This is a genomic window from Pseudomonas sp. B20(2017) (genome assembly GCF_002113125.1).
Classification (GTDB): Bacteria; Pseudomonadota; Gammaproteobacteria; order Pseudomonadales; family Pseudomonadaceae; genus Aquipseudomonas.
The window spans coordinates 215818-228924 of record NZ_NEJP01000003.1 but is presented as its reverse complement, the minus strand read 5'-3'; the positions used below and the strand labels follow the sequence as shown (position 1 = coordinate 228924).

Annotated in this window: 7 protein-coding genes; 6 read left to right on the top strand and 1 reads right to left on the bottom strand. The window is 61.4% G+C overall.

Annotated features, from left to right (window positions below; genetic code table 11):
* Nucleotides 1–146: 146 nt before the first annotated feature.
* Nucleotides 147–572 carry a YciI family protein gene (locus tag CAF63_RS06180; protein WP_085683827.1) on the bottom strand — a complete coding sequence of 142 codons (426 nt, stop codon included), beginning with the start codon at nt 570–572 and terminating at the stop codon, nt 147–149.
* A gap of 271 nt (nt 573–843) precedes the next feature.
* Between CAF63_RS06180 and tpx the strand changes: the two genes are divergently transcribed.
* From tpx to CAF63_RS06145, 6 genes are all read left to right on the top strand, one after another.
* The gene (gene tpx, locus CAF63_RS06175) at nt 844–1344 is read left to right on the top strand and encodes a thiol peroxidase (RefSeq protein ID WP_085683826.1); all 501 of its coding nucleotides are present in this window, start codon (nt 844–846) and stop codon (nt 1342–1344) included.
* 175 nt (nt 1345–1519) lie between these two features.
* Complete coding sequence (locus CAF63_RS06170; protein ID WP_085683825.1) at nt 1520–2827, top strand: MdtA/MuxA family multidrug efflux RND transporter periplasmic adaptor subunit; 1308 nt, start codon at nt 1520–1522, stop codon at nt 2825–2827.
* On the top strand, nt 2824–5919 hold the full coding sequence (locus tag CAF63_RS06165) for an MdtB/MuxB family multidrug efflux RND transporter permease subunit (RefSeq protein ID WP_085683824.1): 3096 nt from the start codon (nt 2824–2826) through the stop codon (nt 5917–5919). Before CAF63_RS06170 ends, CAF63_RS06165 begins: the two co-directional genes overlap by 4 nt.
* Before the next feature lie 142 nt (nt 5920–6061).
* Nucleotides 6062–9169: an efflux RND transporter permease subunit gene (locus CAF63_RS06160; RefSeq protein ID WP_085683823.1), complete on the top strand. Its 3108-nt coding sequence runs from the start codon at nt 6062–6064 to the stop codon at nt 9167–9169.
* The gene (locus CAF63_RS06155) at nt 9166–10635 is read left to right on the top strand and encodes an efflux transporter outer membrane subunit (protein ID WP_085683822.1); all 1470 of its coding nucleotides are present in this window, start codon (nt 9166–9168) and stop codon (nt 10633–10635) included. The genes CAF63_RS06160 and CAF63_RS06155 overlap by 4 nt, the downstream gene beginning before the upstream one ends.
* A gap of 351 nt (nt 10636–10986) precedes the next feature.
* Nucleotides 10987–13068: a bifunctional diguanylate cyclase/phosphodiesterase gene (locus CAF63_RS06145; RefSeq protein ID WP_085683820.1), complete on the top strand. Its 2082-nt coding sequence runs from the start codon at nt 10987–10989 to the stop codon at nt 13066–13068.
* The last annotated feature ends 39 nt before the right edge of the window (nt 13069–13107 follow it).

Below are 13107 nucleotides of genomic sequence, written 5' to 3'. Positions count from 1 at the left end.
CGATGACAACTCCATAAAAACCGCGACACGATCCAGTGGTGGCATTGTGATGTTGCGCACCCTACCTGTTTCGCGTCGAAAAGTCCTCGTGTCTGTTCAGTCGCCACCGGCCGTACAGAAAATGCTGATGTTCTCCATTCGGGGCTTCAGTTTTTTTTGGCCTGCTCGCGTATGCGTTCTTCCTGCTCGCGCAGCTCCGGGGTGAACTCGGCGCCGAAATCTTCCGGGCTGAACACCTGGCGAATCTCGATTTCCGATTCAGTGCCTGGCATGGGGTTCGGGCAACGCTTGACCCACTCGATGGCTTCTTCTTTCGAGTTCACGTCCCAGATCCAGTAACCGGCGATCAGCTCCTTGGTTTCGGCGAACGGGCCGTCGATCACGCTGCGGCTTTCACCACTGAAGCGCACGCGGGCGCCTTTGCTGCTGGGGTGCAGGCCGTCGGCTGAAACCAGGATGCCGGCCTTGGCCAGTTGTTCGTTGTAGTTGCCCATGTCGGTCAGCAATTGCTCGCTGGGCATCACGCCGGCTTCGGAATCGTGGCTGGCTTTGACAATGATCATGAAGCGCATGGTGTTTCTCCGCAGGTGAGTGAGGGATTCATGGCTTAGTCGAACGGCTCGGGTCGGAATCGACAGGTCGTTAAAGAAAAGATGCAGACTCGCGTTTTAACAAGCATCACCTTCATTCGGAATGTGTCTGCCTTCGTCAGGCGCAGGGTTGTATCCAGTTCTGTGTGCCAGCACATGACAATTTCAGTTCAGGCATAGGTCGTCGGACAATTTCGTGGTTAACTTCCGCCTCTTGCATGCTTTCCCAACAACGTTAAGAAGGACTCCGTTCATGGCTCAAGTCACGCTCAAAGGCAACCCGGTTCAAGTCAACGGCCAACTGCCACAAGCCGGTTCCAAGGCGCCAGCCTTTTCCCTGGTAGCCGGCAATCTGTCCGACGTCACCCTGAAAGACTTCGCCGGCAAGCGCAAAGTGCTGAACATCTTCCCAAGCGTCGACACCCCGACCTGCGCCACTTCCGTGCGCAAGTTCAACGCTCAGGCCAACGAACTGGCCAACACCGTGGTGCTGTGCATCTCGGCTGACCTGCCGTTCGCCCAAGCCCGTTTCTGCGGTGCCGAAGGCCTGGAAAACGTACAAAACCTGTCGACCCTGCGCGGCGCCGAGTTCATCGAGAACTACGGTGTGGCCATCGCTGACGGCCCGCTGAAAGGCCTGACCGCCCGTGCGGTGGTTGTTCTGGACGAAAACGACAACGTCCTGCACAGCGAACTGGTCAAGGAAATTGCAGAAGAGCCTAACTACGAAGCGGCGCTGTCCGTTCTCAAGTAAGCGCTTTTACAATTGTTAACGGCCTGGCCCTGTCCAGGCCGTTTTCATTTGTGTATCAGTGTTTTGCCTCACACCTTGAAACGTAAGTGGAAGGTAAATTGCCGGTAAAGCTGCTTTGCTAAATCCCTGCCAGTGCTTATCGTTCAGCCTCCCGTAAAAGAAGCCCACGCGCCCAATGGTTAATCACTCCATGCAATCGTCTTCCCGAAACTCCCGTCGCTGGCTGTTGAGCCTGCTTGTCCTGCTGGTCATTGCCGGTCTGTGCTGGAAACTCTGGCCCGCCGGTTCGACCCACAAGGAGGGCGGCGAGAAGGCGCAGGCCGGGCACACCGGCCGTTCGGGGATGATGCGTCCGGGCTTCGGCGGGGCGGGCGGGCCGATTCCGGTGCGCGTGGCGCCCGCTGTCACCGGGGACTTCCCGCTGTACTACAAGGCCCTGGGCACGGTGACGGCGCTCAACACCATCAATGTGCGCAGCCGGGTCGGCGGCGAGCTGGTGAAGATCTATTTCGAGGAAGGGCAGATGGTCAAGGCCGGCGACCTGCTGGCGGAGATCGACCCGCGCCCGTACCAGAACGCCTTACTCCAGGCTGAAGGCACCTTGCTGCAGAATCAGGCGCAGTTGAAAAATGCCCAGGTCGATGTCGAGCGCTATCGCGGTCTGTATAAGGAAGACAGCATCGCCAAGCAGACGCTGGACACCGCTGAAGCGCTGGTCGGCCAATACCTCGGCACCGTGAAAACCAATCAGGCGGCGGTCAACGACGCCAAGCTCAATCTCGAATTCACCAAGATCCGCGCACCGATTGCCGGTCGCGTCGGCCTGCGTCAGCTCGATGTCGGCAACCTCGTGGCGGCCAACGACACGACTTCCCTGGCGGTGATCACCCAGACCCAGCCGATCAGCGTCGCTTTCACTCTGCCGGAAAACAGCCTGGAAACCGTGCTTGCCCGCTACCGCAGCGGCGCCAAGCTGCCGGCCGAGGCGTGGGACCGTGGCGACACCAAACTGCAAGCCACCGGCGTGTTGCAAAGCCTCGACAACCAGATCGACGTGACCACCGGCACCCTGAAATTCAAGGCGCGCTACGAGAACCGCGATCAATCGCTGTTCCCCAACCAGTTCGTCAACGTGCACCTGCTGGCTGACACCTTGAAAGGTGTGGTGCTGGCGCCGTCGGCTGCCATCCAGTTCGGCACCAATGGCACCTTCGTCTACGCGCTGGACGGCGACAAGAAAGTCACCATCCGCCAGTTGAAGATCGGCGCCAGCGACGGCGAAAACACCGTGATCACCGAAGGCCTGGCCGCCGGTGATCGCGTAGTACTGGAAGGCACCGACCGCCTGAAGGAAGGCAGCGAAGTGGAAGTGGTCAACGACAGCAAGGATGTGCCGACCACCCCGACCGAACACCTGCAAGGCAAGTCCGCCGCCACCGCGCCTGAGGCCACCGTCACTGACAAGGCCAAGAAGGGCGCATGAACATTTCGCGTCTGTTCATCCTCCGCCCGGTCGCCACCACGCTGAGCATGCTGGCCATCGTGCTGGCCGGTCTGATTGCCTATCGCCTGCTGCCGGTCTCGGCCTTGCCGCAGGTCGATTACCCGACCATCCGGGTCATGACCCTATATCCGGGCGCCAGTCCGGACGTGATGACCAGTGCCGTCACCGCGCCGCTGGAACGCCAGTTCGGGCAGATGCCGGGCTTGACGCAAATGGCTTCGACCAGCTCCGGCGGTGCCTCGGTGCTGACCTTGCGTTTCAGCCTCGACATCAACATGGACGTCGCCGAACAGCAGGTGCAGGCCGCGATCAACGCCGCGACCAACCTGTTGCCGACCGACTTGCCCGCGCCGCCGGTGTACAACAAGGTCAACCCGGCGGACACCCCGGTGCTGACCCTTGCCATCACTTCGAAAACCATGTTGCTGCCCAAGCTCAATGATCTGGTCGATACGCGCATGGCGCAGAAGATCGCCCAGATCAGCGGCGTCGGCATGGTCAGCATTGCCGGCGGCCAGCGTCAGGCGGTGCGGATCAAGGTCAACCCGGAGGCGCTTGCGGCCAACGGCCTGAACCTGTCGGACGTGCGCACGCTGATCAGCGCGTCCAACGTCAACCAGCCCAAGGGTAACTTCGACGGCCCGACCCGGGTGTCGATGCTCGACGCCAACGACCAGCTGACTTCGCCCAAGGATTACGCCAACCTGATTCTGGCCTACGCCAACGGCGCACCGCTGCGGCTCAAGGACGTCGCGCAGATCGTCGACGGCGCCGAGAACGAGCGTCTGGCGGCGTGGGCCAATCAGAATCAGGCCGTTCTGCTGAACATCCAGCGTCAGCCGGGCGCCAACGTCATCGAAGTGGTTGACCGGATCAAGGCGTTGTTGCCGAGTATCACCGACAACCTGCCGGCCGGTCTTGAAGTGACCGTGTTGACCGACCGCACCCAGACCATCCGTGCCTCGGTGAAGGACGTGCAGCACGAACTGCTGATCGCCATCGCGCTGGTGGTGATGGTGACGTTCCTGTTCCTGCGGCGTGCCAGTGCGACGATCATTCCGTCGGTGGCCGTGCCGCTGTCGCTGATCGGTACGTTCGGCGTGATGTATCTGGCCGGGTTCTCGGTCAACAACCTGACCTTGATGGCCCTGACCATCGCCACCGGTTTTGTGGTCGACGATGCGATCGTGATGCTGGAAAACATCGCGCGTTTCATCGAGGAGGGCGACAGCCCGATGCAGGCTGCGCTCAAGGGCGCGAAGCAGATCGGTTTCACCCTGATTTCCCTGACCCTGTCGCTGATCGCGGTACTGATTCCGCTGCTGTTCATGGCTGATGTGGTGGGGCGGTTGTTCCGCGAATTCGCCATCACCCTGGCGGTGGCGATCCTGATTTCCCTGGTCGTCTCGCTGACCCTGACGCCGATGATGTGCGCGCGTCTGCTCAAGCGTGAGCCGGAAGCACATGAGCAGGGCCGTTTCTACCGCGCCAGTGGTGCGTTCATCGACTGGATGATTGCCGCTTACGGGCGCAAGTTGCAGTGGGTGCTCAAGCACCAGCCGCTGACCCTGCTGGTGGCCATCGGTACGCTGGCCCTGACCGTGTTCCTTTATATGGTCGTGCCCAAAGGCTTCTTCCCGGTGCAGGACACCGGGGTGATCCAGGGCATTTCCGAAGCGCCGCAGTCGATTTCCTTCGCCGCGATGGGCGAGCGGCAGCAGGCGCTGGCGAAAATCATTCTGGAGGATCCGGCCGTCGAGAGCCTGTCGTCCTACATCGGTGTCGACGGTGACAACGCCACGCTCAACAGCGGTCGTCTGCTGATCAACCTCAAGCCCCATGGCCAGCGTGACCTGACGGCTGCCGAAGTGATTGCACGCTTGCAACCGCAGCTGGACAAGCTTGTCGGCATCCGCCTGTTCATGCAGCCGGTGCAAGACCTGACCATCGAAGACCGCGTCAGCCGCACCCAGTATCAGTTCAGCATGTCGTCGCCGGATTCCGAATTGCTCAGTCTGTGGAGCGGGCGTCTGGTCGAGGCCCTGGCGCAGCGTCCGGAGCTGACCGACGTCGCCAGCGACTTGCAGGACAAAGGGTTGCAGGTGTTCCTGGTGATCGACCGCGACGCCGCGTCACGGCTGGGCGTGTCGGTGTCGAATATCACCGATGCGCTGTACGACGCCTTTGGCCAGCGGCAGATCTCGACCATCTACACCCAGGCCAGCCAGTACCGCGTGGTGCTGCAGGCGCAGGCCGGGGAGAAGATCGGCCCGCAGGCGCTGGATCAGATTCACGTCAAGACCACCGATGGCGGCCAGGTGCGGTTGTCGAGTCTGGCCCACGTCAAGGAGCGTCAGGCGCAACTGGCGATCACCCACATCGGCCAGTTCCCGGCGGTGATGATGTCGTTCAACCTCGCGCCCGGCGTGGCGCTGGGGCATGCAGTCGACATCATCGAGCAGGTGCAGAAGGACATCGGCATGCCGATCGGCGTGCAGACCCAGTTCCAGGGCGCAGCCGAAGCGTTCCAGGCGTCGCTGTCGAGCACCTTGCTGCTGATTCTGGCGGCGGTGGTGACCATGTACATCGTGCTGGGCGTGCTCTACGAGAGCTACATCCACCCGATCACCATTCTGTCGACCTTGCCGTCGGCGGCGGTCGGTGCGTTGCTGGCGTTGCTGCTCAGTGGCAACGACCTGGGGATGATCGCGATCATCGGCATCATTCTGCTGATCGGTATCGTGAAGAAGAACGCGATCATGATGATCGACTTCGCCCTCGACGCCGAACGCACCCAGGGCATGGCGCCGGAACAGGCAATCTATCAGGCAGCGCTGTTGCGCTTCCGGCCGATTTTGATGACGACGCTGGCGGCGCTGTTCGGTGCGGTGCCGTTGATGCTGGCTACCGGTTCCGGCGCTGAATTGCGTCAACCACTGGGTCTGGTGATGGTTGGCGGGTTGCTGGTGAGTCAGGTGCTGACGCTGTTCACCACCCCGGTGATCTACCTGTACTTCGATCGTCTCGGCCGGCGCTTCGGCAAAACCAATGCTGAAGAGGTTGCGGTATGACTGTCTTGGCACATAACCCCTGTGGGAGCGAGCTTGCTCGCGAAAGCGGTGGGTCATTTATCACCCGTGTCGGATGTGCCATTGTCTTCGCGAGCAAGCTCGCTCCCACAGGAAAACTGTGTGAAGGCGGGGACTGCGGTCGATGAACCTGTCCGGTCCTTTCATCAAGCGCCCGGTGGCGACCATGCTCCTGAGCCTGGCGATCATGCTGCTGGGCGGTGTGAGCTTCGGTCTGCTGCCGGTGTCGCCGCTGCCGCAAATGGACTTCCCGGTGATCGTGGTGCAGGCGAGCCTGCCCGGCGCCAGTCCGGAAGTCATGGCGTCCACCGTGGCCACGCCGCTGGAGCGCTCGTTCGGCGCCATCGCCGGCGTCAACACCATGAGCAGCCGTTCCAGCCAGGGCTCGACCCGGGTGATTCTGCAATTCGACCTCGACCGCGACATCAACGGCGCGGCGCGGGAAGTGCAGGCGGCCATCAACGCTTCGCGCAACCTGCTGCCGAGCGGGATGCGCAGCATGCCGACGTACAAGAAGGTCAACCCGTCGCAGGCACCGATCATGGTGCTGTCACTGACCTCGGACGTGCTGGAAAAAGGCCAGCTCTATGACCTGGCCTCGACCATCCTGTCCCAGAGCCTTTCACAGGTGCAGGGCGTCGGTGAAGTGCAGATCGGCGGCAGTTCGCTGCCGGCGGTGCGCATCGAACTCGAACCCCAGGCGCTGAACCAGTACGGCGTGGCGCTGGACGATGTGCGCAAGACCATCGCCGAAGCCAACGTGCGCCGGCCCAAGGGCTCGGTCGAGGACGACCAGCGTCTGTGGCAGATTCAGGCCAACGACCAGTTGGAAAAAGCCAAGGACTACGAATCGCTGATCATCCACTACAACGGCGGCGCGGCGCTGCGCCTGAAAGACGTGGCCAAGGTCAGCGACGGCGTGGAAGACCGTTACAACAGCGGTTTCTTCAATGATGACGCGGCGGTGCTGCTGGTGATCAACCGGCAGGCTGGCGCCAACATCATCGAGACGGTCAACGAGATCAAGGCGCAGTTGCCGGCGTTGCAGGCGGTGCTGCCGGCCAGCGTCAAACTGAACCTGGCGATGGACCGTTCTCCGGTGATCAAGGCCACTTTGCACGAAGCGGAAATGACCCTGCTGATCGCCGTGGCGCTGGTGATTCTGGTGGTGTTCCTGTTCCTCGGTAACTTCCGCGCGTCCCTGATTCCGACGTTGGCGGTGCCGGTGTCGCTGGTCGGCACCTTTGCGGTGATGTACCTCTACGGATTCTCGCTGAACAACCTGTCGCTGATGGCGCTGATTCTCGCCACCGGGCTGGTGGTGGACGACGCCATCGTGGTGCTGGAAAACATTTCCCGGCACATCGACGAAGGGGTCAAGCCGATGAAGGCCGCGTACCTCGGGGCCAAGGAAGTCGGTTTCACCCTGCTGTCGATGAACGTCTCGCTGGTGGCGGTGTTTCTGTCGATCCTGTTCATGGGCGGGATCATCGAAAGCCTGTTCCGCGAGTTCTCCATTACCCTGGCCGCGGCCATCGTGGTGTCGCTGGTGGTTTCGCTGACGCTGACCCCGATGCTCTGCGCGCGCTGGCTCAAGCCTCATACGCCGGGCGAGGAAAACCGCCTGCAACGCTGGAGCCGCCGGACCAACGACTGGATGGTCGGCAAGTACGCCACCAGCCTCGACTGGGTGTTGCGCCACCGTCGCCTGACGTTGCTGAGCCTGATCATCACCGTCGGGGTGAACGTCGCTCTCTATGTGGTGGTGCCGAAAACCTTCATGCCGCAGCAGGACACCGGCCAGTTGATCGGTTTTGTGCGCGGTGACGACGGTCTGTCGTTCAGCGTGATGCAGCCGAAAATGGAAGTCTTCCGCCGCGCCGTGCTCAAGGACGAAGCGGTCGAGAGTGTGGCCGGGTTCATCGGTGGCACCAACGGCACCAACAACGCTTTCATGCTGGTACGCCTGAAACCGATCAAGGAGCGCAATATCTCGGCGCAGAAAGTCATCGAGCGCCTGCGCAAGGAAATGCCCAAGGTGCCCGGCGCGCAATTGATGCTGATGGCCGACCAGGACCTGCAATTCGGCGGCGGTCGCGAGCAGACCACTTCGCAGTACAGCTACATCCTGCAAAGTGGCGATCTGGGCGCCTTGCGTGAGTGGTATCCGAAAGTGGTTACCGCGCTCCGTGCCTTGCCAGAGTTGACGGCCATTGATGCTCGGGAAGGTGCCGGCGCGCAGCAGGTGACATTGATCGTCGACCGCGATCAGGCCAAGCGCCTCGGCGTGGACATGGAAATGGTCACGGCCGTGCTTAACAACGCTTACAGTCAGCGGCAGATTTCCACGATCTACGACAGCCTCAACCAGTATCAGGTGGTGATGGAGGTCAATCCGAAATACGCCCAGGACCCGGTGACGCTCAAGCAGGTTCAGGTGATCACCGCCGACGGTGCGCGGATTCCGCTGTCGACCTTCGCTCATTATGAAAACAGCCTGGAAGACGATCGGGTCAGCCACGAAGGCCAGTTTGCCTCCGAGAGCATTTCCTTCGACATGGCCGAAGGCGTGACGGTAGAGCAGGGCAGCGCCGCCATCGAGCGGGCGATTGCCAAGCTTGGTCTGCCGGAAGACGTGATCGTGAAAATGGCCGGTACTGCAGATGCGTTCGCCGCCACCCAGAAGAGCCAGCCATTCATGATCCTTGGTGCGCTGCTGGCGGTGTATCTGGTGCTGGGCGTGCTGTATGAAAGCTACATTCACCCGTTGACGATCCTGTCGACACTGCCGTCGGCCGGGGTCGGTGCGTTGCTGTCGATCTATGTGCTGGGCGGCGAGTTCAGCCTGATCTCGCTGCTCGGGCTGTTCCTGCTGATCGGCGTGGTGAAGAAGAACGCGATCCTGATGATCGACCTGGCACTGCAACTGGAGCGTCATCAAGGCATGGCGCCGCTGGAATCGATCCGCAGCGCCTGTCTGCAACGTTTGCGACCGATTCTGATGACCACGCTGGCAGCGATCCTCGGCGCATTGCCGTTGCTGCTGAGTCGGGCCGAAGGCGCGGAAATGCGCCAGCCACTGGGCCTGACCATCATCGGCGGGCTGGTCTTCAGCCAGGTGCTGACCCTTTACACCACGCCTGTGGTTTACCTCTATCTCGACAAGCTGCGCCATCGTTTCAACAAATGGCGTGGCGTGCGCACCGATGCCGCTCTGGAAACTCCGCTATGACTGACCGTTCGCTTATCAATCTGGCCACTGCCCGCGGCTCGCGCCTGCTGAGCCTGTCGCTGTGCGTGGCGATGCTTAGTGCCTGCGCCGTCGGCCCGGACTACCAACGCCCGCAGACCGCCGAAATTGCCCAGTACAAGGAGGCCGAAGGCTGGCGTCAGGCCAACCCGAGCGATTCCCTGGCGCGCGGTGCCTGGTGGGAGCTGTATGGCGACCGTCAGCTTAACGAGCTGATCGAGAAGCTCAACAGTTCCAACCAGACCGTCGCCCAGTCCGAAGCGCAGTACCGTCAGGCCCAGGCCTTGGTGCGCAGCGCGCGCGGGGCGTTTTATCCGAGCGTCGATCTGAGCGCCGGCAAGACCCGCTCCAGTCAGGGCACCGGCAGCAGCAGTTCGAGCCTGAGCAGCTCCTCCAGTGGTATTCGTGACACCTACAGCGCGCAACTCGGTGTCAGTTGGGAGGCGGACGTCTGGGGCAAGTTGCGCCGTGGCCTGGAAGCCAATGAAGCCAGTGCCCAGGCGAGCTACGCCGATCTGGCGGCGATGCGTCTGAGCCAACAGTCGGAGCTGGTGCAGAACTACCTGCAATTGCGGGTGATTGATCAGCAGAAACGCCTGCTCGAATCGACAGTGGCGGCGTACGAGCGCTCGCTGAAAATGACCATGAACCAATACAACGCCGGGGTTTCCGGGCGTGACGCGGTCGCGCAGGCACAGACTCAGCTGAAAACCACTCAGGGCGATCTGGTCGACCTGATCTGGCAACGGGCGCAGTTCGAAAACGCCATCGCGGTACTGACCGGCCAGCCGCCCGCCGAATTCAACATTGCCGAAACCCAGGACATTCCCAAGCTGCCGCAGATTCCGCTAAGCCTGCCGTCGCAGTTGCTCGAGCGCCGCCCGGACATCGCCTCCGCCGAGCGTTCGGTGATCGCTGCCAACGCCAACATCGGTGTGGCGAAGGCCGCGTACTACCCGGATTTCAGCCTGAGCATGAGCGGTGGCTACAGCAGCAGTACCTCGCAGAACCTGATCAGCCTGCCGAACCGCTTCTGGTCGGTTGGGCCGAAGATGACCTTGCCGCTGTTCGACGGCGGCATCCGCTCGGCTGAAGTCGACCGCACCGAAGCCGTGTACGACCAGACCGTGGCCAAATACCGCCAGACCGTGCTCGACGGTTTCCGCGAAGTGGAAAACTATCTGGTGCAATTGAAGGTGTATGAAGACGAAGCGGCCGTACGCCAGGAAGCCCTCGATGCAGCCCGTGATTCGTTGCGTCTGACCGAAAACCAATACAAGGCCGGGGTGATCGCTTACCTCGATGTGGTGGTGGTGCAGGCGACGGCGCTGAGTAATGAGCGCACTGTCCTGAATATCCTGCAGAGCCGCCTGATCGCCAGCGTGCAGTTGATCGCGGCGCTGGGCGGTGGCTGGGACGGGCAGTTGGAAACCACTGATAACCGCTAGTCTCATTGATCGTTCCCATGCTGATCGTTGATCGTTCCCACGCTCCGCGTGGGAATGCCTCAAGGGACGCTCCGCGTTCCAGCTCTGGAAGGGACGCGGAGCGTCCCGGGCTGCATTCCCACGCAGAGCGTGGGAACGATCTGCCAACGATCTGTCGCTTTACCGGGAACGATCTATTCTGTGTCTTGGTCACCGGGCTAGAGCCTTGTCAGACGATCAAACAAGCGTTTCATCGGGTTGATGGCCATTTGATTACTTTGTCAGTGAATTCTTTTACGCAATCAGTACAATCGGCGCATTTGGCCCCGCCGAGAACGGACGCAGTACAGCGGGGTGGTCACGAGAATTCTCATGCTCATCGGTAGCTATTCTTTCACGCTGGTTTTCATCTCTCTCTGTGTGGCGATCCTCGCTTCCTACACCGCGCTCGATCTCACCGGGCGCATTGCCACTGCCAAGGGCCGTGCCGTGCATTTCTGGACGGCCGGCGGTGCATTTGCCATGGGCATCGGCGTCTGGTCGATGCACTTCATTGGCATGCTCGCCTTCAAACTGCCGATCAGCCTGGGCTACGACATTTCGATCACGGCGCTCTCATTGCTGATCGCCGTGCTCTCCTGCGGTTTTGCCCTGTGGCTGGTCAGCCAGCCGAAACTGCCGGCCTGGCAACTGGCCTTTGGCGCATTGATCATGGGCGCCGGGATCAGCGCCATGCATTACACCGGCATGGCTGCCATGCGCATGCAACCGGGCATCGACTACGATCCGACACTGTTCGGCGCCTCGTTGTTGATCGCGGTCGGCGCTTCGGCGGCAGCATTGTGGATCGCCTTCCGATTGCGTCAGCAGTCGCCTTACGTGCGGTTGTTCCGTGCCGGGGCGGCGATTGTCATGGGCGTGGCGATTGTCGGCATGCACTACACCGGCATGGCGGCGGCGCGATTTCCCGAAGGGAGTTTTTGCGGTGCGGCACTCAACGGCCTGAACGGCAACGGTCTCGACAATCTCGTGCTGATCACCACGCTGGCGGTGCTGGCGATCGCGCTGCTGACCTCGATTCTTGACGCGCGCCTGGAAGCCCGCACGGCTGATCTGGCCCATTCGTTGACCGTGGCCAACCGCGAACTGACCCAACTGGCTTTGCACGACACCCTGACCGGTCTGCCGAACCGCATGCTGCTGGACGACCGGATCAATCAGGCGATGAAAAAGGTCAACGAGCAGGGCGGCTGTTTTGCGCTGATGTTCATCGATCTGGACGGCTTCAAACCGGTCAACGACGCTTTCGGCCACCACATGGGTGACCAGTTGCTGCGCGAAGTGGGGATACGTCTGCGTGAAGATTTGCGCAGTCTCGACACGCTGGCGCGGATCGGCGGCGATGAATTTGTCCTGCTGGTGCGCCTGACCGAACCCAACGATGCGCTGAGCCTGGCGGCGCGTCAGGTCGGTTTGATCGCACAGTCGTTCCGGGTTGCCGAGCATGAGCTACAGATTTCCGCCAGCGTCGGCATTGCCCTGTATCCGGGCAACGGCCACAACGCCCAGGAACTACTGATGAACGCCGACGCCGCGATGTACCACGCCAAAGGCGGTGGCAAGAACGGTTACAGCTTCTTCGACGCCTCGATGAACAGCAACGCCCGCAAGCAATTGCAATTGCTGCAGGATTTGCGCGCTGCGCTCGAATTCAATCAGTTCAGCCTGCATTACCAACCAAAATTCCATGCGGCCGACGGTCGTCCGGTCGGTGCCGAGGCGCTGTTGCGTTGGGAACACCCGACTCACGGCATGCTGATGCCGGACAAATTCATCGATTTGGCGGAGAAGACCGGGCTGATCATTCCGATTGGCGAGTGGGTGCTCAACGAGGCCTGCCGGCAGATGCGCGAGTGGTACGTGCTGGGTTACACCGACTGGAGGATCGCGGTGAACCTCTCGGCGTTGCAGTTCTGCCATTCAGGGCTGGTGCGCAGCGTGGCCAAGGCGCTGGCCACTCACCATTTGCCGGCCAACAGCCTGACTCTGGAAATCACCGAAACCACCGCCATGAGCGATGCCGACGCAAGCATGACGGTGTTGCAGGAGCTGTCCGACATGGGCGTCGACCTGTCCATCGACGACTTCGGTACCGGCTATTCGAGCCTGATGTACCTCAAGCGTCTGCCGGCCAACGAGTTGAAGATTGATCGCGGCTTTGTCCGGGACCTGGAACATGACAGTGACGATGCCGCCATCGTGTCGGCGATTGTCGCGCTCGGCCAGGCGCTGGGGCTGCGTATCGTGGCCGAAGGCGTCGAGACTGATTCGCAACAGGACTTCCTGACGCAACTGGGCTGCGATTCGCTGCAGGGTTATCTGCTCGGCCACCCGATGCCGGCGGATCGCTTCATGCAGGACATCGTGCGTGGCAAATCATTGGCGGTGACCTGAACAGCTGATCTCCGTTCATGCAAAACCCGACAATGACGG

Coding starts and splice junctions, on each gene's coding strand:
- CAF63_RS06180 (WP_085683827.1), bottom strand. CDS start 572: ATGCGCTTCATGATCATTGTCAAAGCCAGCCACGATTCCGAAGCCGGC.
- CAF63_RS06170 (WP_085683825.1), top strand. CDS start 1,520: ATGGTTAATCACTCCATGCAATCGTCTTCCCGAAACTCCCGTCGCTGG.
- CAF63_RS06145 (WP_085683820.1), top strand. CDS start 10,987: ATGCTCATCGGTAGCTATTCTTTCACGCTGGTTTTCATCTCTCTCTGT.
- CAF63_RS06155 (WP_085683822.1), top strand. CDS start 9,166: ATGACTGACCGTTCGCTTATCAATCTGGCCACTGCCCGCGGCTCGCGC.
- CAF63_RS06165 (WP_085683824.1), top strand. CDS start 2,824: ATGAACATTTCGCGTCTGTTCATCCTCCGCCCGGTCGCCACCACGCTG.
- tpx (WP_085683826.1), top strand. CDS start 844: ATGGCTCAAGTCACGCTCAAAGGCAACCCGGTTCAAGTCAACGGCCAA.
- CAF63_RS06160 (WP_085683823.1), top strand. CDS start 6,062: ATGAACCTGTCCGGTCCTTTCATCAAGCGCCCGGTGGCGACCATGCTC.